This is a genomic window from Nocardia coffeae (genome assembly GCF_019890715.1).
Classification (GTDB): domain Bacteria; phylum Actinomycetota; class Actinomycetes; order Mycobacteriales; family Mycobacteriaceae; genus Nocardia; species Nocardia jiangxiensis.
Genome location: NZ_JAINZY010000008.1, coordinates 381,815 through 401,227 on the forward strand (window position 1 = coordinate 381,815; position 19,413 = coordinate 401,227).

Consider the following 19,413-nt stretch of genomic DNA (forward strand, 5'->3'; position numbering starts at 1 on the left):
ACTCTTCGCTAACGAACAGCCTATCCCAACGGACGTCGACAACTGAGGTCCCTGAGAAGGCGCTGGGTCGAAGCGTTCGCGCCGATCAGGGGCCGCAGTGTGGTTCACGTCCGTGAGCAGACCGCCGGACCCGACTTCCCTCCGCGAAGACGCGCGTTTTCGCAATGTCCTCAGCAACAGCCGCGACAAGTTCCTCTTTCGACGAGAAGGCCGTTTGCGGTCTGATCCATTGATCCAAGTGGACGGTCAGCGTCAGACCGTACAAATCCCCCTCGAAGTCGAGCAGGTGCGCCTCGAGCAGCCGAATTCCCGATCGGCCGTAGAACGTCGAGCGACGGCCCACCGATATGGCGGCCACGACTGTCCGACCATCCGGCAATGCCGCTCGTCCTGCCCACACACCATCGACCACTGCTTTGCCGACCGAGCCCGAAAGTTCCTCGTCCAGTTCGAGGTTGGCTGTAGGAAATCCCATTTCGCGACCTCGCTGGTCACCCCGAACCACATCTCCGACGACCTGCAGCGCACCATGCGCGGGCGGCTCGCTGCTGGGATTCACCGCATCGGCAGCGACTGTGATCCCGAAATGCCGCAGTGTTGCAGCAAGTTGTGTAACAGGACCGACCGGGGACAGCGTCGAAACGTTCGACATCCGCAGAATCTCGGCCACGTCGGCAGCGACATCGTCATCATCGTTCCCGCGCTCGGCGCATCGGACGATGACCACACTGTTCCCACTCTCGGCGGCATGTCGGAACGCGGCGTCGAGGCGCGGATCGACTCCCGAGGCATATAACGCCGGATTGGGTCCTTGTTCGAGTGAAACCAGGGCGGCCTGCGGTCCTGGCGCCCCGAATCGAAAGACGACATAGCCGATTCCGGTGACGTCGCTATGAGCGGTGATCGTCTGGTGCGAACCGTAGGGCCCATCACGAAGCACTGGCTCCGCCACTCGCACATGCGATTCGACACTGCGCCTATACACGACGACGTCGTGGACCGAGACCCAGTTCAAAGCGTGTTCACTCGCAAAGGCCACACTTTCGATGATCGTCGCTATCCGGGTGGAGTCGACCGGTGAGACCAGCGCCGCGAAAGCGCCTGCGGGCCTTAGTCCGGCGCACCGCGCCAAGTCGACGGCGGCCTCGCTCGGCCCCTGAATTCCGAAAACCCCCATCGCGCGCGCCCTGGTCGGTACGACGTGTCCCGGCCGACTGAAAGCGGACGGCTCGCTCGCAGGTGAGGCAAGCTCGCGCATCGTCCGGGCCCGGTCGGCTGCCGAGATTCCCGTAGTGATGCCATCGATCGCATCGACGCTGACGGTGTATTCGGTTGCCGTGCAGCCGGAATCGGCTCCCACCATGGCCACCAGCCCCAGCCGATCACATTCGTCGCCCGGCAGGGCAGCGCAGACGAGGCCGGACCCGTACCGGATCAGGAAACTCATCGTGGCGACGGTGGTCTTCTCGGCTGCCAGCAGGAGGTAACTGTCGGATTCAGGAGCCGAGCCGACCAGAACTACCGGCCGCCCCGCGCCGAGGTCTGCCAAAGCATTGTCGACTCGCATGATCGGGCTGTTCATGACTACACACTCCTTGGCCTCGATGTGATGAGCTTCGCAAAAGCAAACCCTGTTGTCAACGTCAACGTTTACATTGATAAGCTGTAGCGACGAGACCTCCCGCCACCGAATGGGCTGCGAGCTACCGAACCGCAGCGAATCCGCCGTCGACGGGCAACAGCTGGCCCGTGATGAAGTGCGATGCGTCGCTGGCAAGGAAGACCAGAACCGGCGCCAAATCCCGGTCCGCATTGCCGAAGGTGCCCCCGAGCGGGATATCTTGCCGCAGCTGCTTTTGATATGCAGCGAGTTCGTCGGGCCCGAGCGAGTTGGTGTATTTATCGAACATCGGCGTGTTCACATACGGCAGAACGGCATTGACGCGGATGCCCGAGGGCCCCCATTCTCGCGCGACGGTCCGGGTCCAGGTGTGGACCGCTCCCTTCGAGGATCCGTAGGTCGAGTTGGCGAGCTCGCCGGTGAAACCCGACATCGAACCGAAGTTGATGATTGCGCCGGTACCGGCGCTCTTCATGATCCGAAATGCCGACTGGTTCGTGTGGATCGTGCCGAGCACATTCGCTCGGTAGACGGCGTCGAAGAGCTCGTCGGTGATCTCGTCGGCCATTGCCGATCGTTGCAGCCCGGCTATATTGACCAGGACATCGATGCCCCCCAATTCCTCTGCCGCACTACGAAAAAGAGCCTCGGTTGCCTCGCCGTCGGCGATGTCGAGCCGGGAGAAGGCCGCCGTTCCAGGACCGGCACTGTTGGCCTGATCCGCGACCCGCCGCCCGCCCTCCTCGTTCAGGTCATAGGAGTGAACCCGAGCCCCCTCCGCGACGTACGCCTTGACGATCGCGGCGCCGATACCTTGCGCTCCACCCGTGACCAAGATCCGTTTGCCTTCGAGTTGCATTGTCTCCCTTTCGATTCGAATGTCCATACGGGTGCTGTCGCATCACGTCCACACTCCGGACACCTACCTGCCGAGCACACAGCCGCGAGCACAATTCACGTGACACACAACACGCAGCATCAACGTGCATGTTGCCCAGCGCGGACCGGTTTGTCAACGTCAACGTAGATATTGCACGTCAATCAACTTCGACGTTGACAATCTCGCCAGAGCCCTGTCACGATGACGCCACGTCTATCAACACACACGTTGACGGACCGGGTGATTACAGCGCAAAGCGGTTGTCTGCGATCGCGACATCGATGCGAAAGGTGCTCGAATGAAGACAGTGCAGCGTGACTCGACAGCCGTAGCCGGAGCCGAGGTCCCTTCGGACCGGCTGACGGAGGACGAGATCCGAGCTGCGGTCGCCAGAGCGAACGTTCCTACACTTCTGATGGTCGTGTTCCAAACGACGGGGGACGAAAAGTGGCTGCGCGCCCCGTACACGCCCACCAGGGGTAAGGGGCTCGGCGACCACGACTCGGGTGGACTCGATGACGACGTTCAGCGGGAGATTCGCGACGCGGCAGTGGCCGCGGTCCTCGATCTGCAGAACGGTACCCGCCCTGCCATCGAGTCCCCCTCACCGGAGCTGACCGTGCGGATGATGAGTGTGTGCATGGGCGAGGAGGTCGGCCCCGAGTACGGTCCGATGCTGTCACTCGAGTTGGCCAGACGCGCCGCGCCGCATGCTCCGGCGCTTGCTCTCGAACCGGTCGAGGCGCCCGAAGGTTTCTCGGTCATCGTGATCGGCACCGGGATTGCCGGCATTGCCGCGGCCGAGCAGCTCGAAGACATGGGAGTCGACTACGTCATCTTGGAGAAGCAATCGCAGGCCGGCGGAAACTGGTGGCAGAACACGTACCCGGGCGCAGGCGTCGATACCCCCAGTCACCTGTACTCGTTCTCGTTCGCGAAGAACGACTGGACCACCCACTTCGCGCTGCGCGACGAGCTCCAGCGGTATTTCGCACAGATCATGAAGGATCTCGCCGCGGATCAGCGCATCCGGTACGGAACCGAGGTTCGCTCGGCGACATACGACGAGAAGTCGGCGCGGTGGTCCGTGGAGGTGCACAATCCGGATGGGTCGCCGTCCACGTTGCAGGCTGATGTGGTGATCAGCGCCGTAGGCGTCTTGAACCGGCCCAAGAAGCCCAATGTGCCTGGTATGGAAACGTTTCAGGGCGTGAGCTTCCATTCGGCCGAGTGGCCGGAAGACCTCGAGCTGGATGGTAAGCGAGTGGCGATCGTGGGCACCGGCGCCAGCGCGATGCAAATCGCTCCCGCGATCGCGGACCGGGTTGCGCACCTATCGATCTTTCAACGTTCCCCGCAATGGGTGGCCCCGTTCGAGAAGTTCCGGCTGCAGATCCCGCCGGAGTTGCGGCGGCTGATGCAGGGGTGCCCGATCTACCACAGCTGGTACTGGATCCGCTTGTTCTGGCAGTTCGGGGACAAGGTCATCGAATCGCTGCGCATCGACCCGGAGTGGGCCCACCCGGAGCGCTCGGTGAACGCGCGCAACGATGGGCACCGCGAGTACTTCACCCGCTATATCACCGCGCAGGTCGGCGATCGAACTGATCTGCTGGACAAGGTCATTCCCGACTACCCGCCGTTCGGCAAGCGAATTCTGCTGGACAACGGCTGGTACGCGACACTGCGAAAGGACAACGTCGATCTGATCGACAGGTCCGTCACAGCCATTCGTGCCGACGGCCTCATAGACGACACAGGGGTCGCGACCGATGCCGAGGTGATCGTCTGGGCCACCGGGTTCGACGCCGCCCGGTTCGTCAGCTCGATGGAGGTGCGGGGCATCGGCGGTCTCACCTTGCGAGAAGCATGGAACGACGACGATCCGAAGGCGTACCTGGGAGTATCCGTACCCGAGTTCCCGAACTTCTTCATGCTCGGCGGACCCAACTCGTTTCCCGGTAGCGGCAGCTTCATGTTCTTCATGGAAGTCCAGATGCGTTACATCCGCGGGCTTCTCACCGAGATGTTCCGCAATGACATCAAGGCCATCGATGCGAAGCCGGAAGCCAATCGCGAATACAACGACCTGGTCGACTCCACCCATGCGCAAACTGTGTGGACCCACCGCGGAATGTCGACGTACTACCGCAACTCACACGGTCGGGTGGTGTTCGTGATGCCCTTCCTCAACGTCGAGTACTGGCAGATGACGCGCCGTCCGGACTTGGAGAACTACACCGTGCGGTGAGCCGTGAATACCGGTGCCCCGGAGCCGATTCGGTTCCGGGGCACTGCTCGTCGTGAAGGTGTCGGCGATTACCAGGTATCGATCCGGCGGCGGACGGCGGAGGCGCGTTCGACCCGAGATGCGCTGAAAACGCTCGTGATCCACGATCTCGTCGATGCCGGGTCGATGACGTCGTCGATCTCGAACACCGACGCGGCATTGACCACGCTGCCCTGCTTTCGGTACTGCTCGAGATGCATTCGGTAGACGCGGTCACGCTCATCGGGATCCTCGATCGCATCCAATTCCCGACGGAAACCGAGCCTGACGGCTCCCTCGGGACCCATAGCACCCAGTTCGCCGGTCGGCCACGCCACGATGGCGTCGGGCACGCGGAAGCTACCCCCGGCCATGGCTTGACCACCGAGCCCGAATGCCTTGCGCACGATGACCGTACAGAACGGCACAGTCAGCGTCGGCGCGATCACGAACAACCGGCTCACATGACGAACGGTGGCGGTGCGCTCGGCATCCGGACCGACCAGAAAGCCCGCGGTGTCACACAGGGACACGACCGGCACCTCGTAGGCATCGCACAGCTGCAGGAAGCGCGCCATCTTGTCGGCCTCGGCGCTGCCGATCGTGCCGCCGAGGTGGCTCCCGTCATTGGCGACGATCGCGACGGACCGGCCCTCGATGCGCACCAGGGCGGTGACCACACCCGGCCCGAAGAGGGGGCGGAGTTCGAGAACCGAATCCTGGTCTGCGAGTGTGGCGATGACTGTTCTGATATCGAACGCCCGATTGCTTCGTTCGGGCACGATGTGGCGCAGCACTCGTTGATCGGATTCGGTCCACATCGGGCTCGGATCGCGGAAAAAGCTCAGGTAGCGGCGTACCACCGCGACGGCCTCGGCCTCGTCGTCGACGAGGATGTCGATCACTCCGTTGGGCCCCTGAACGGACGGTGGGCCGATGTCGTCGGCGGCGAACGAACCGAGTCCGCCGCCTTCGATCATCGCGGGGCCGCCGAGGCCGATCCGGGAGTCACGAGTCGCCACGACGAGATCGCATGCACCCAGCAGCGCGGCGTTGCCGGCGAAGCAGCGCCCCGACGCGATCCCGATGGTCGGTACCACGCCGTTGAGACGTCCGAGAGCCACGAACGTTCCGAGATCCATGCGAGTCGCGCGCGACATGTCATCGGTGTCCCCGGGACGGCCACCACCTCCCTCGCCGAATATGACGACCGGGGATCCTCGTCGGCCGGCGAGTTCGAATATCCGCTCGGCCTTCTTGTGGCTCTGCAAACCCTGGGTCCCGGCCAACACCGTGTAGTCGTATGCCAACGCCGCAGTGGGGCGACCGTCGACGGTGCCGAATCCCGCGACGAGACCATCGGCCGGAGTGGTTCGCTCCAGATCGGACAGTGCGCGACGCTGCCGCTGTGCAGCGACGACAAGGGGTCCGTACTCATGGAAACTGTCCGAGTCGAACAGGTCGCTGAGATTTTCCCGTGCGGTGCGCTTGCCCAGTCGATGCCGGTGTTCCACGGCATCGGTGCGTTCCTCGTCGAGGGTCCGCCGATGTCGAGCCGTGATATCAGCGAGGTCGGATCGTATTGCGGTGCGGTCGATCTCGCCGGAGTCGATGATTCTTCTCGTCTGGTCCGCGCCTGGCTCGACGGTGGCGAGCACAATGTCGGGCTGGACGAGTTGACCGACCTCGACGACGGCCTCGACGACGACACCCGCAACCGGTGAACGGACATCGGTCTCCATCTTCATCGCTTCCAGCGTCACCAGTACATCGCCGTGATGGACAACCGAACCTGGTTTCGCCGAGACCGCGACAACGGTCCCGCCGGCCGGAGCTCGCACGAGTATCAGCTCGGCATCCGAGACCGGTTGGCGGATAGTCGAAGCCGAGGCGAGATGGTCGTCGATTGTCCGGGTTGTCGCCACACCGCGGCGAAATTCGGAGCTGCCGACGAACCATTCGAGTGTCTCGATATCGGTTTCGAGGTTGCCGAGCACGACCTCGCCGAGCGCGCGGTTCAGCGTCGTCGCCGCCGCGTCGAAATCGCCGTCCGGACGGTGCGCGATGAGTTTCGCGAGCAGCGGGTCGTAGCCCGTGCCGACCCGCATCCCGGGCCGCAGATGCGACTCGATCCGAATCGACGAATCGGTGGGAAACTTCACCTCGCCCACCCGGCCGGAGCTCCCCGGACCAGGGCCTCCGGTAATCCTGGCTTCGATCGCGATTCCCTTTGGTACCTCACGGGTTTGCGGTGCGAGCCGCAGATCGGTCAGAGTCCGCTCGCGCGCGAGGTCGAGTTGCAGACCGACCAGATCCAGGCCGGTGATCTGTTCGGTGATGCCGTGTTCGACCTGCAATCGCGGATTGGCCTCGATGAAGTACCACAGCTCCGGATTGTCGGCGTCCACGAGAAATTCGAATGTCGCCAGACCGCGAAGTCGGACCGCGGCAGCGAGCGCCAGCGCGGCGCCGTAGAGGGCCTCGCGGATGTCCTCGTGCAAATGCCGAGCGGGCGCGGTCTCGACCATCTTCTGGTGGCGGCGCTGTCCGGTGCACTCGCGATCGAAAAGGTGTACCGGCGATCGGCTCCCGTCCCCGGCCACTTGGACTTCGATATGGCGGGCGCGGGGCAGATATGCCTCGACGTAGACATTCGGGACACCGAAGCCACGGGCGGCCTCCGAGCGGCATCTGTCGATCGCGTGATCGAGATTGCGAAGGTCCTCGACGATGCGGATGCCGCGCCCGCCACCACCGGCCGACGCCTTCACAATCACCGACGAGAGACCGGAAGACAGGGCGAAGTCCCGAGCGGCGGCCTTCGACGTCGGCCCCGTCGTGGCCGGCAGGACCGGGATCGAACATCTCGCGGCCAGCTCCCGGGTGGCGGATTTGTCTCCGAGCAGCCGCAGGGTGGGTCCATCCGGTCCGACGAATATCAGGTCGTGCGCAGCGCACCCTTCGGCCAGTTCGGCACTTTCGCTCAGGAACCCGTATCCGGGATGAACCATGGTGGCCTGCGCCGAGACGGCGGCAGCGCAGATGGCCGCCGCGTCCAGATACGCCTCCGGGCCGCTACCCGGCAGCGCAACCGATCGGTGCGCGTCGGTCACATGCGGTGAGGTGCGGTCATCTTCGCTGTACACCGCGACCGTGCACATACCGCGCGCGGCCGCCGTACGCATGATGCGGAGTGCGATCTCACCGCGGTTCGCGACGAGCAACCCCGTCATGCAGCGGCCTCGGTGACGGCGACCACCGGCAACTTTCGAGCTTTCGGGGCAGCGGCCTCCGATCATTTGATCGTCAACCCCGCATCGACGGGCAACATGACACCGGTGACATATCTGGATTGATCCGACGCCAGCCATGCCACCGCGTTGCTGATCTCCTCGGGCTCGAGCAGCTCGATCGGCAGCAGGTTGCTGATCGAGTTACCCATATTCGACGGGTCCGCCAGAGCCTGCGCGAGCGCCGTGTTGCCGACCACCATCGGAGTGTTCACGCCGGTGGGGTGAACCGAGTTCACCCGGATATTGTGCTCGGCGAGCAACACCGCGTACTGGCGCATCAACCCCACCACACCGTGTTTGCTCGCGGTATATCCGATTCCGGCGCCCGAGCTCCCGCCGACGGCCTTGATGGCCGCCGTCGAACCGGTCAGGACGATCGATCCGCCTCGGCCCTGGGCGATCATCCGTTCACGCGCGACTTCGACGGTGTTGAAGACACCGAGGAGATTGACGGCGACCACATCCGCGAATACGGCGTCGCGATCGGGCTCGTGTGCCTGTTGCGGAGCGATGCCGGCGTTGGCGACAACGATGTCCACTCCGCCGAGTTCGACGGACCCCTCTTCGAAGGCCGCCGACAGTGCCTTCTTGTCACGAACGTCGGCCGTCCGGGCGACGATACGACGCCCGAGGTTCCGCACAAGTGCGGCGGTCTCGGCCAGATCGTCCTCGGTTCCCAGCGGGTAGGGCACCGAATCGATCGACCGGCAGATGTCCACGGCGATGATGTCCGCGCCGTCCTCGGCGAGACGTACCGCATGGCTACGGCCCTGTCCTCGAGCTGCCCCGGTGACGAAAGCGATCTTGCCTTCGAGTGCGCCGCCCATAATCGTCTGCCTTTCCGAACTGAAGCCGGTCCGACGCCGGAACGACGTCGCGCCAAGCACGACACGTGTTAGCTCAGCGATCGGCCCGACCGGACGCGCTGCCTCGACCAGCTGCCCGCCGGACATCGCATGGACTTGCGTGTGTGACTCACATCGCGTTTCGCAGCCTGCCCGGCCCGCCGTCTTCTGTCAACTCCGATGTTGACTCCATCCACTTCCACGTGGACGTTGGCCCACGCAAGGCGGCGCCAGAGGTTGACAAGCAGGACACAGGGCTCGATGATCGGAGGCGCAATCTACACCGACGTTGATTGAGGAGCGCATCGCGGCGAGCAGGCGTGCGCACCGAGCCGGGCCCACGAAGGAGTGTGCAGATGTCCGACATAGAAGCCAGAGTGAGACGGCTCGAGGATCGAGCCGAGATCTACGACCTCGCTGTCCGCTACTTCCTCGCGTCCGACTTCGATGATTTCGATGCCATAGCGGACGCGTTTGCCGCCGATGGCGTCTTCTCCGCCGGCGGATTCCCCGGCGCTACCGGCGGATCCGGGATCGCGGACATGATCCGGCAGGCCCGCACGGCCTTCGGAACCACCATCCACACTCCCCATTACGTGCTGGTCGACTTCATCGACGAGGATCACGCCACAGGGGTGGTGGGGGCTCACCTCGAGATCGCGACCGGGGGCACGACAGTCTTCGGGGCCGTACGTTACGAGGACGAGTACGTCCGACTGGACGGGCGGTGGCGCTTCGCCTCCCGCAATATGCGCACCATCCATGTCGGACCGTGGGAGGAAGTGGCATCCTCGCTGACCTCCCCACTCCCCGTTCGATGGCCGGGCGCCGATGCCATGGCATCGGATTACGCTGCGAAAGACTGACTTTCGCCGAATCGCCGCTCGGATCACCCGACTGTCGCATCGCAGCGGCAGCTTCCCGGGCCGGCGTCGGCAGAGCCGCCAAATCTACGTCAACGTTGATGTAGTTGAGCACGAGCAGGTCGGGACGAACCCGCCGACGCACTCTCATCCGTATCCCGAAGGAGATCGAATGACCACCACCTCCGAGGTGTCCACCCGCGAACTCGCCGAACTCGTCGAGCAGCGGAAGATCGAACGCGTTCTCTACGATTACGCGTACTTCCTGGACATGAACCTGCCCGATCAGCTCGTGCGGCTGTTCACCGAGGACTGCTACGTCGCCTACGGGCCGGACTTCGGCGCCACCGGCCGAGACGCGTACCGGGAAACGCTCGACGGAATCGGAACGTTCTTCGCCGCGACCAGCCATCACGTATCCAACGTCGTGGTGACCTTTTCCGACGATATGACTTCGGCATCGGTCCGGTCGGTGCTGTACGCGTGGCATCGCTACACCAAGGAAGGTAAGGCCGACGGGTACTTCTTCGGCCAATACCACGACAACTTCGTTCGCGACGGCGAGCACGGCTGGCGGTTCGCGCGCCGCGAACTGCGCGCCTCGGGCGTGGTCGACTTCCACGTCAAGAAGCAGATTCCGATCGGGCGAGCGTGACAACGGTGACCGCCACGTCGACCGAAAACCGGTACCAGAATCTGCGAATCGAACACAACGGCCCGGTCAGCTGGATCGTGCTCGACCGCCCCGGCAGCGCCAACGCGCTCTCGAATGAATTGCTGGACGAATTCAGCGATGCCCTGGATGCGCTCGCGACCGGCGGAGGCCCGATCGTCGGGATTCGCGGTGCGGGAAAAGGCTTTTCGGCCGGCTACGACATCGGACAGGTAGGCAAGGTCGTCTCCGTTCCCGATCCAGTCGCCGATCGGGAACGGTTGGCGCGCAACGTGAATCGTTACCTCGCCATCTGGGACCACCCGAAGCCGGTGATCGCCGCGGTACACGGTTACTGCATCGCGGGGGCCACCCAGATGTGCGTCTTCGCCGACATCACTCTGGTAGCCGAGGACGCACGGATCGGCGAGCCCGCGATCCCACTCGGTGGCGGATATATCGCTCCGCTCTGGGCGCCTCTGGTCGGCCCCAAACGCGCGAAGGAACTGGCCTTCGTTCCCGGCAACGCGATCGATGGCACGACGGCGGTCGAATGGGGCTGGGCCAATCACGCGGTACCGGAGAAGGATCTGGTCTCCGTCACCGAGGACCTCGCGGCCCGGATGGCGCGCACCCCCTCGGACATCCTCAGAATCAAGAAACTCTCGATCAACAAGTCGATGGAGGCCATGGGCGTCCGAACCGCGGCGCAGGGCGGCGCGGAGATGGACGCACTCCTGCATCTGTCCCCATCCGTGGCCGAGGTCCGCGCATTCGTCGCCGAAGTCGGACTGAAAGCGGCGGTCGCGGCGTATCGCACACCGCTCGCCACCCCTGAACAATCCCGAAAGGATGCACCGTGAGTAGCGGCATACTGTTCGAAACGGACGGACACGTCGCACGTGTGACGCTCGACCGCCCCAAAGCCCTCAACTCGATCGATCCCGAAATGGATCAGGCTCTGTTCGAGAGTTGGACCGAGATCAACACCAACCCGGACATCTGGGTCGCGGTCCTCGGGGCGACCGGCGAGAAAGCGTTCTGCGCGGGAGCCAACGTCAGCGGCGGCGCCGAGGGTGACGGTCGGCGAATGGCGTTGGGCGGCGGGCTGACCGGCGTCGGGGGCCCCATGCTCACACTGCGTAAGCCGCTGGTGGCCGCGGTGCAGGGTTACGCCATCGGTGGCGGATTCGAGCTGGCCATGTGCGCCGACATCATCGTCGCCGCGGACAACGCCCAGTTCGGCATCCCGGAGACGAAGGTGGGCATCATCGGCGAGGCCGGCATCATGCACCGCGCGATCCGGCAGCTTCCGCACCACATCGCCATGGCATTGATCCTCACCGGGGACCGCATCGACGCCGCACAGGCCGAGCGGTACGGGCTGGTCAACGGAGTCGTGCCCTACGAGAAACTGCTCGAGACCGCGATGTCGTGGGCAGACCGGATTGCCTCGGCATCACCACTGGCAGTGCAGGCCGCCAAGGATGCCGTGCTGTCACGCGCCGGATGGCCGCTGGAGGTTGCACTGGCAACTCGATACGAGCCCATCGAGGCGTACGCGTCCAGCCAGGACCGGCACGAGGGACGCGCCGCGTTCGCCGAGAAGCGGGCCGCGCAATGGAGTGGCCGCTGAGTCACAGCGGAGACTCGATGCTGGTTCGGCATATCGGGCGCCGAACCGGCATCGTTGCGCTGAGCGGTACGTTCACCGCCGGCGTGAATCAACTTCAACGTTGACAGTGTGATGCGGGTCGCTTAGCGTCGAATCAGTGTTCCCCGCGTGGTGCACCGGTTCTCAGGTATGCCGTCACGGCATTTCGGCGGCTGGATCACTGTCGGCATTCGAGCATTTGAGGACCACATGATCAACGATCACGACTGGTGCGAAGTGGCGCCATTGGGAGATCTGCTCGTCCGGGGTGCGCATCGGCACCCCGAGCGTGATGTCCTTGTCTTGCCGCACGCGCGATACACCTACGCCGAACTGCTCGAACGCTCACTCCGGGTGGCGCGCGGATTGATTGCTTGCGGAGTGGAGCAGGGAGACCACGTCGCTCTCCTGGCGCCGAACGGTATCGAGTTCGTCGAGGGCTTCTTCGGAGCCGCCCTGATCGGATGCGTTGTCGTGCCGATCAGCGCCAGGCACAAGGCACACGAACTCGGGTACATCATCGAGAATGCCGACTGCGCTGCCTTGCTGACGGTGTCGGGCGCCGATGACTACGTCGACTTCGCCGATGTGCTCTGCCGAGCCCTGCCGACACTTGCCGAGGCCGGCTCGGGCGAGCTCGATCTTGCCGAGGCTCCACGTCTGCGCCAGGCCATACTCCTGCGTGGCGACGGAAAACCGGGGTTCATCTCTCGCACACGGTTCGACACGGCAGCGGCATCGATCTCGGACGATGTTGTGCACCGACTTCGGCGCCGCATCCGGATCCGTGATATCGCTGCGATCATGTACACCTCGGGCACCACAGCCAATCCGCGTGGTTGCATGATGACGCACGAGGCAATGACGCGAGGCCCCGTCGAGCGCGCCACGAGCCGCCTCGTCGCCGACCGGGGGCACATCAGCTGGGCCGGTGGCCCGCTCTTCCACATCGCCGCCCTCGCTCCCCTGATCGGCGCGATAGGCGCCGGCGGTACGTACCTCACCGATATCTACTTCGATGCGGGGCGTGCGATCGACCTGATGGCGGCCGAGCACGTGACCGTTGCCTGGCCATGGTTCCCGGCCCCGATGCAGTCCATACTCGCCCATCCCGACTTCGATGCGGGACGACTGGATTCACTGCGGTATCTGTTCCTGATCGGTCCACGCGTTCTCATCACACAGGTTCAGAACCTGTTTCCGGACGCCGAGCTGGTAGCGGCCTGCGGGATGACCGAAACGGCGGGAATCTACGCTCTCAGCGAGCCGGACGAAACCTTCGAGGACCGCAGCGGCGCGCAAGGGAAACCGGCGCCGGGGATGCAGATACGTATCGTGGACCCAGAAACCGGCACCGAGCAGCCCGTGGGGGTTCCGGGGGAAATTCTGATCCGCGGTTATTGCGTCACCGACGGATATTACAAGGATCCAGTCAAAACCGCTGAGGCATTCGACAGCGACGGCTGGCTGCGAACCGGCGACCTGTACAGCCGCACCGATTCGGGCTGCCTGGTTTTCCACGGACGACTCAAGGACATGCTCAAAGTCGGCGGCGAGAACGTGGCGGCAATCGAGGTCGAGTCATTCCTGTGCGAACATCCGGCGGTGTTGACCGCGGCGATCGTGGGCCGGCCCGACGATCGCCTCGACGAAGTGCCGGTGGCATTCGTCGAGACCCGTTCGGGCGCAACCCTGACCGAGAAGGAGTTGATTGCGTTCTGTGAGGGCAAGATCAGCCGCTACAAGATCCCGCGCGCAGTGTTCTTCGTCGAACCGGGCAACTGGCCGATGTCGGCCACCAAGATCAACAAGCGCGAATTGCGTGCCCGGCTGACCGCACCGCCGCTGAGCATCGCCCGATGAGCGCCAATGCTGAATCGCGGGGCGTCGACCTGGACAACCTACGCGACATAGCCGAGAGCATGCTTTCCGATGTGGCCGACGGCCCACCGCTCGATGCCGAGACCCGCGTGCTCATTCACATCGCAGTGCGGTCGGCGGTCACGTCGATGGATGTCGACGGCGTCGGCCGGTTCATCGAGGAGGCCCTCGATCTGGGCGTCACCGCCGAGCAGATCCAGGAGACGTTGACCGTCGTCTCGGGACTCGGCGTCCACACCCTGTTCGAATCCACGAGGCAACTGTCCGACACGGTCCGACGACGACTGGACGGACGCATCGAACCACTGGACGAGCACCGCCAACGGCTCTGGGATCACTATGTGGGGAATGACCCATACTGGCAGCGGATGGAACAGGTACTCCCGGGCTTTCTCGATGCACTGGTCAGAATGTCTCCGGCGACGTTCTCGGCGTTTTTCGATTATTGCGCGGTGCCGTGGAAGACGCGATCGCTGCGGGCGGTGACCAAGGAGCTCGTCTCGCTCGCGGTCGACTCCGCCCCTACTCATCGGTACCTGCCGGGTTTCGCGCTGCATTTGAAGAATGCGATAGATCTAGGCGCCGGGGCCACTGCCATCCGCGAAACTCTGAGCATCTCGTCCGCTGCACCGGCACATCGCGGAGTCCGCTGAGTACCCTTGCTACCGAACCGGTTACCTGCGTGGTCAGCGCGGAACGGTGAGACGCCGACATAAAGGAACTCGGGAAATCAATGCACCTGATTTCCCGAGTTCTTTCATTTTGATCCATCACCTTTGTGCCCGGCTTCCGGCCGGGTCACACGGTAGAACTTTCCGTGCGACCCGGCCGGCTACCGGGCACGGTTTCGTCAGCTGACGGCCACCGTCTCGTGCGTGCCCTCCACCTCGACATGCGGCACGACTTCAGCGGCGAACAAGCGCAGCGACTCGACCCACGGCTCGGGATCGTCCATGGCGTCGTGAGTGTTGACCGCCAGCTGGCCGTACCGGAACCCGGCGAGTTCGAACGTCTTCTCGATCTTCGCGATCACCGTTTCCGGGCTACCGCAGAGCCAGACGTGGTCCGCCAGGTAATCCAGGTCGACATCGGCGATGTCGACCTTGCGGTCCGCATCGTCGATGAAACCCTGCAGGATCCGGTACTTCTGGTAAACCGGCATCAGATACTTCTGCCACGCATGACCGAGCGCGCCGTTCTTGGCCTTTTCCTTCGCCTCTTCGTCGGTCCTGGCGACGAACACGTCCCGCGCGATCTTGAATCGTCCCCCTTGCGGGGTGGCACCGACCGAGCTGCACGCTTGCGAGTAGGTATCCCACTGGGATTTCAGCAATTGCGATCCGCCGTAGAAGGAGATCGGTGTCCATCCACGCTCACCGGCCAGCCGATGTGACGGGGAGTTCTTGCTGAGGCCGGTGACGGCGATCTCGAGACCGTCGGCGCCGCCGTAGGGCGAATGATCGGCGGTCAGGTGATACTCCTCCCCTTCCTTCACCTCGAACTTTCCGTGGGAGGCAACGCTGCCGGGATCGATCTGACTGTCGAGGCGTGCCGCTTTGTAGTACTTGCCGTCGAAGTCGAACGGCTCCTGACGCCACACCTTGTCCATCACCTCCAAACCCTCCATGAGCCGCGGGTGGGCTTCCGACAGATCGCCCGGCTGCCCTCGCAGGACCGCTTCGTTCTCCCACGATCCTGCGCCGACTCCGAGGAAGTAGCGCTCTTCGAGCAACTGCGAGGTGTAGCCGATCTGAATCGCCAACGTGGACGGGTTGTGCAGCGGCACGATATGCGCCATCGGCGCGAACCGCATGCGTTCGGTGATCTGTGCCGCAGCAACGATCAGCAGCTCCGGATTGGGAATGTTCTCCCATGCCTGCATACCGTGCTCACCGACCATGAAATCGCGGTAACCGAACTTGTCGGCGGCGGCAGCCAGCATCAGCGAGTACTCGAAGGTGTCCTTATCCCTGCGTCCGGGACGCATGTAAGGGGTGTGAAAGATACCGCATTCCATCTTTTGATTTCTCCCATGATTCGACAACTTTGTCACGAACGTTCAGCGCGTCCGCTGAACCTCAGAGCCGGCCGGACGATGCGCCCCGGATGCCGCCCACTACCACGTTGACGTTGATCACGTCACGGCATCGCACGGCGACCACGACATCGTTCCCCGCCGAGCCTCGACGGGCGGCGCCCGTCCTTTGCGGGGACATGCCGGTTGAGACAACCGGCCACCCGCACCGATGTCGAACGAACTCGCCGAACAGACGGCGTCCGATGATCCATCGCTGACCTCGATTCCTGCGGTGACTGCATCTGCAGTGTGACGAGGGTCGCAAATATCGACCATCTTGTCAACATCAACGTAGACATAGATCAGGCGCGGCGGAGGCGGGCGTGGGCCTCAGCGCCGATCAACCGCTTCCGGCCATGCCACAGCGATCCCAGGGGCCGAAAATCAACTCTTGCGTTGATATGCGTCCACGTATACGTTGACACAGCAGCCTGACGTCCGGTTGGCGAACAAGCTGTCCATCTCGAGAAAGTAGGCCACCTCATGCCTGTCGCCCGCGCCGTCGTACTCGCCGCTCCCAATAGTGTCGAGACATGGGACGTCGATATTTACGATCCGGCGCCGACGGGAGTTCTCGTCCGAATCGTCGTCGGCGGGGTGTGCGGAAGCGATTCCCATATCGTCAGTGGTGATGCCGGCGAGATGCCGTTCCCGATCATCCTCGGACACGAAGGCGTCGGCAGGATCGAAAAACTGGGCGCAGATATAACAACCGACTGCGCAGGCGCACCGGTGGAAGTAGGAGACCTGGTCTACTGGGCGCCCATTGCCCTGTGCCACAGGTGCTATTCCTGCACCGTCCTCGACAATACGCCCTGCGAGAATTCTCAATTCTTCGAACGGGCCGACAAACCCAACTGGGGCAGCTACGCGGACTACGCATGGTTACCCCCGGGTATGGCGTTTTATCGGGTACCGGACCATGTGGAACCGGAGGCCCTCGCCGCACTCGGATGCGCATTGCCGACGGCATTGCGCGGATTCGAACAGGCCGGCGGGATCCAGTGCAATCAAACCGTGGTGGTCCAAGGTGCGGGCCCGGTGGGTTTGTCGGCGGTGCTGGTCGCATCGCTATCCGGTGCGGCAGAGATCATCGTGATCGATGCGAGCGATACGCGACTGGCGATCGCGAGAAGCCTGGGTGCCACAGCCACGATTTCGCTGACCGGGTCCTCTTCGGAGCAACGTTTCAACGATATCTACGGTCTCACCGGCCCCAGCGGCCCCGACCTCGTCGTCGAGGCGGCCGGCGTGCTGGACGCTTTTCCGGAGGGCGTAAATCTGATCGGCCAGCACGGCCGCTACGTCGTCCTCGGTTTGTGGGGCGCCATGGGCGAGAGCGCAATTCAGCCGCGACTACTCACCACCAAGAACGCCCACATCGTCGGAGCCACATTCCCCAAGCCCAAACATTATTACGGAACTGTGCAACTGGTGGCACGCTGCCAGGACACCGTACCCTTGTCCGCCCTCGTCACTCACCGCTTCGCCCTGGAAGACGCGAGCGCCGCCCTGGACGCCATACGTTCCGGAACGGTCGTCAAAGCGGTGATCGACCCAGCCCTGTGACCTGACCTGATCTACTGTCCGACACGTCCTGCCGCGTCAATGTCATCGTTGATTAACATCAACGTTGATGGAGATCTCGCCCAGGTACGCGTAACATCCCATAGATGCCCAGAACTCGACCGACCACCAACAGTGGCATGAATCAGCGCCGGCGAACCGCGCGCAATGAGAGCAGCCCCGGCTATCAGGCGAAGCGCCGCGAGTTGCTGCAAGCGGCGGCCGATGTCTTTCAGGAGAAGGGCTACGACGCCGCCACACTGAACGACATCGCGGAACGATTCGGTACCGACCGAGCGACGATCTACTACTACTTCGCGAGCAAGCAGGAAGTCTTCCAAGCGCTGTTTCACGAGGTGGTCAGCGGCGTTCTCGATGAGAATCTCGACGCAGCCGATCAGGTACTGGCACTCGACGTCGACGCCGCGGAAAAGTTGCGTCGTCTGATCGAACTCCAATTGCTCTCCTACGAAAGCAATTACCCATATGTCTACCTCTACATCCAGGAAGACATGGCTAAGCTGGAGTTCCAGTCCACACCGTGGGCCAAGGACATGTTACGCAAGACCAAACGGTTCGAGAAGGCCGTCTCCGACATACTGGACCAAGGCGTCGCTGACGGCTTGTTCCGCGACGACGTGCCAATAGCGCTCATGGCCAAGGCCCTGTTCGGCATGATCAACTGGACACACCGGTGGATGAAGCCAGGACCGCGACGGGTGGATGCCAAACAGACCGCTGACGCCTTCAGCGCACTGTTCTTCACCGGTGCAATGAATCATCAGCCCTAGACCTTCCGGACCGAACGCCGGTATTCGCGCGGTAGAGTTCGATCAACGCAGCGAAACGCCCTGCGCCCGAAGCATATTCGAGCACGGGGCGTCGCTGTTGCATTCTTGCCGGCTGATCCCGAGACCGGGTTCGAGATCGACCATGAACGCCTCTTCTCCGAGTTCGGAGCGGGTTCGCAGGGACGCTGCCGGCAACTTCCGACACTGCGCGCCCACTCCCGACACCCTGGCCACAACTCCCGGCGTCGGCGCGCCGGGCCTCTCGCCAGGGTTGCGTCAACAGTGACGTTGCGGTTGTCCGAAGGAAGAACCGCCGATACCTCGAAGCATACGCCCTGCCCATGGCTACTGACCCGGTCCGTCATCTACATCAGTGTTGACTATCAACATTAGCGTAGATAGCTTGTAGGGACGTCGCGGACATCGGAGGGCCCCTACCTCCGCCCCGGACCGGACCTGCTCCAACTCAGAGAAGAGACGTCCATGGTCGATCTCGAACCCAACGTCGGGGATCAGAAACGGCTGCGCCAGGCGTACGGCTGTTTTCCCAGCGGCGTCACCGCAGTCTGCGCCCTCGATGGCTCCGAACCCGTCGGCATGGCCGCGAGTTCATTCACCTCGGTGTCGATCCATCCGGGCCTTGTGTCGGTGTGCATCCAGAACAGCTCGACCACCTGGCCCCTGCTTCGCGAGCTGAGCAGGCTCGGAGTCAGCGTCCTGGCAGAGCATCACAACCAGGCCTGCCGAGCGCTCTCGCAAAAAACAGGTGACCGATTCGCCGCTGTTGAATGGAGCGCCACCGCGAGTGGCGCAGTTTTCATCAACGAAGCAGCGGCGGCGTTGGAATGCGCTGTGCATCGAGAGGTGGAGGCGGGCGACCACACGATTGTGCTACTGGCCGTTCATGCCCTACATGTCGCTGACGACCGAGAGCCCCTCATATTCCACGGAAGCCGTTTCCGTCAACTGGCAAAAGCTTGATTCGAGCATCCGCCGCAATCCTTGACGGTCATCGGTATGT

General features: G+C 63.4%; 15 protein-coding genes. 10 read left to right on the top strand and 5 right to left on the bottom strand.

What is annotated here, in order from left to right; translation table 11 throughout:
- Positions 1-85: 85 nt before the first annotated feature.
- Both K7711_RS28180 and K7711_RS28185 read right to left on the bottom strand, forming a co-directional pair.
- Positions 86-1,777, bottom strand: coding sequence for a 3,4-dihydroxy-2-butanone-4-phosphate synthase (locus tag K7711_RS28180; RefSeq protein ID WP_222972465.1), 1,692 nt, complete (start codon positions 1,775-1,777; stop codon positions 86-88).
- Complete coding sequence (locus K7711_RS28185) at positions 1,704-2,480, bottom strand: SDR family NAD(P)-dependent oxidoreductase (protein WP_222972466.1); 777 nt, start codon at positions 2,478-2,480, stop codon at positions 1,704-1,706. Before K7711_RS28185 ends, K7711_RS28180 begins: the two co-directional genes overlap by 74 nt.
- Before the next feature lie 436 nt (positions 2,481-2,916).
- On the opposite strand from K7711_RS28185, the gene K7711_RS28190 reads away from it, so the two are divergent.
- Entirely contained in the window at positions 2,917-4,752 is a 1,836-nt protein-coding gene (locus K7711_RS28190) for a flavin-containing monooxygenase (RefSeq protein ID WP_235747937.1), read from the top strand.
- A 68-nt stretch (positions 4,753-4,820) separates the two neighbouring features.
- On the opposite strand, the gene K7711_RS28195 is transcribed toward K7711_RS28190, so the two are convergent.
- Together K7711_RS28195 and K7711_RS28200 are read right to left on the bottom strand one after the other, a co-directional pair.
- Positions 4,821-8,003 (bottom strand): carboxyl transferase domain-containing protein, encoded by a 3,183-nt coding sequence (locus K7711_RS28195; RefSeq protein ID WP_222972468.1) that lies wholly within the window; start codon positions 8,001-8,003, stop codon positions 4,821-4,823.
- A 62-nt stretch (positions 8,004-8,065) separates the two neighbouring features.
- The gene (locus tag K7711_RS28200) at positions 8,066-8,890 is read right to left on the bottom strand and encodes a mycofactocin-coupled SDR family oxidoreductase (RefSeq protein WP_235747880.1); all 825 of its coding nucleotides are present in this window, start codon (positions 8,888-8,890) and stop codon (positions 8,066-8,068) included.
- A gap of 374 nt (positions 8,891-9,264) precedes the next feature.
- On the opposite strand from K7711_RS28200, the gene K7711_RS28205 reads away from it, so the two are divergent.
- The 6 genes from K7711_RS28205 (at position 9,265) to K7711_RS28230 (ending at position 14,611) form a co-directional block, all read left to right on the top strand.
- Positions 9,265-9,774 carry a nuclear transport factor 2 family protein gene (locus K7711_RS28205; RefSeq protein ID WP_222972469.1) on the top strand — a complete coding sequence of 170 codons (510 nt, stop codon included), beginning with the start codon at positions 9,265-9,267 and terminating at the stop codon, positions 9,772-9,774.
- A 169-nt stretch (positions 9,775-9,943) separates the two neighbouring features.
- Complete coding sequence (locus K7711_RS28210) at positions 9,944-10,426, top strand: nuclear transport factor 2 family protein (protein WP_222972470.1); 483 nt, start codon at positions 9,944-9,946, stop codon at positions 10,424-10,426.
- A 5-nt stretch (positions 10,427-10,431) separates the two neighbouring features.
- A complete protein-coding gene (locus K7711_RS28215) occupies positions 10,432-11,286 on the top strand; it encodes an enoyl-CoA hydratase-related protein (protein WP_308014981.1) in 855 nt (284 codons plus the stop codon).
- Entirely contained in the window at positions 11,283-12,059 is a 777-nt protein-coding gene (locus tag K7711_RS28220) for an enoyl-CoA hydratase-related protein (protein ID WP_222972472.1), read from the top strand. Before K7711_RS28215 ends, K7711_RS28220 begins: the two co-directional genes overlap by 4 nt.
- A gap of 228 nt (positions 12,060-12,287) precedes the next feature.
- Positions 12,288-13,940, top strand: coding sequence for a class I adenylate-forming enzyme family protein (locus K7711_RS28225; protein ID WP_222972473.1), 1,653 nt, complete (start codon positions 12,288-12,290; stop codon positions 13,938-13,940).
- Positions 13,937-14,611 carry a carboxymuconolactone decarboxylase family protein gene (locus K7711_RS28230; RefSeq protein WP_222972474.1) on the top strand — a complete coding sequence of 225 codons (675 nt, stop codon included), beginning with the start codon at positions 13,937-13,939 and terminating at the stop codon, positions 14,609-14,611. Before K7711_RS28225 ends, K7711_RS28230 begins: the two co-directional genes overlap by 4 nt.
- 197 nt (positions 14,612-14,808) lie before the next feature.
- On the opposite strand, the gene K7711_RS28235 is transcribed toward K7711_RS28230, so the two are convergent.
- Positions 14,809-15,975 (bottom strand): LLM class flavin-dependent oxidoreductase, encoded by a 1,167-nt coding sequence (locus K7711_RS28235; RefSeq protein ID WP_222972475.1) that lies wholly within the window; start codon positions 15,973-15,975, stop codon positions 14,809-14,811.
- Positions 15,976-16,518: 543 nt separating this feature from the next.
- Between K7711_RS28235 and K7711_RS28240 the strand changes: the two genes are divergently transcribed.
- From K7711_RS28240 to K7711_RS28250, 3 genes are all read left to right on the top strand, one after another.
- On the top strand, positions 16,519-17,604 hold the full coding sequence (locus K7711_RS28240) for a zinc-binding dehydrogenase (protein ID WP_222972476.1): 1,086 nt from the start codon (positions 16,519-16,521) through the stop codon (positions 17,602-17,604).
- 104 nt (positions 17,605-17,708) lie between these two features.
- The gene (locus K7711_RS28245; RefSeq protein ID WP_235747881.1) at positions 17,709-18,392 is read left to right on the top strand and encodes a TetR/AcrR family transcriptional regulator; all 684 of its coding nucleotides are present in this window, start codon (positions 17,709-17,711) and stop codon (positions 18,390-18,392) included.
- A gap of 483 nt (positions 18,393-18,875) precedes the next feature.
- Positions 18,876-19,373, top strand: a complete 498-nt coding sequence (locus K7711_RS28250; RefSeq protein WP_222972477.1) for a flavin reductase family protein — start codon at positions 18,876-18,878, stop codon at positions 19,371-19,373.
- The last annotated feature ends 40 nt before the right edge of the window (positions 19,374-19,413 follow it).